This window comes from Chryseobacterium metallicongregator (genome assembly GCF_031324065.1).
GTDB lineage: Bacteria > Bacteroidota > Bacteroidia > Flavobacteriales > Weeksellaceae > Chryseobacterium > Chryseobacterium metallicongregator.
On the sequence record NZ_JAVIXS010000033.1, the window covers coordinates 1 to 773 of the forward strand.

At 49.2% G+C, this 773-nt stretch carries 1 rRNA gene; it reads right to left on the minus strand.

From position 1 onward, the window contains the following. Positions 1-773: ribosomal RNA gene (locus REB14_RS24115) — 23S ribosomal RNA — on the minus strand; the annotation flags it as partial.

Genomic DNA, 773 nt, shown 5'->3' on the forward strand with positions numbered 1-773 from the left:
AGACTAGCCTGTTATCCCCGGAGTACCTTTTATCCTATGAGCGATGGCCCTTCCATACGGAACCACCGGATCACTATGTCCTGCTTTCGCACCTGATCGACTTGTAGGTCTCACAGTCAAGCACCCTTATGCCATTACACTCTACGCACGGTTACCAAGCGTGCTGAGGGTACCTTTGAAAGCCTCCGTTACTCTTTTGGAGGCGACCACCCCAGTCAAACTACCCACCACGCAATGTCCTTCTAAAAGAAGTTAGGCTCCAAGTAAGTAAAGGGTGGTATTTCAACGTTGGCTCCACAAACACTAGCGTGCCTGCTTCAAAGCCTCCCACCTATCCTACACATTACTTACTCAAAGTCAATACGAAGTTATAGTAAAGGTTCACAGGGTCTTTTCGTCCCATTGCGGGTAATCGGCATCTTCACCGATACTACAATTTCACCGAGCTCGTGGCTGAGACAGTGCCCAGATCGTTACACCATTCGTGCAGGTCGGAACTTACCCGACAAGGAATTTCGCTACCTTAGGACCGTTATAGTTACGGCCGCCGTTTACTGGGGCTTCAGTTAATGCCTTCGATTTAACTCTAAGCACCTTCCTTAACCTTCCAGCACCGGGCAGGTGTCAGACCCTATACAGCATCTTTCGATTTAGCAGAGTCCTGTGTTTTTGATAAACAGTCGCCTGGGCCTCTTCACTGCGGCCAACATTGCTGTTGGCGTCTCTTCTTCCGAAGTTACGAGACTATTTTGCCTAGTTCCTTAGCCACGACT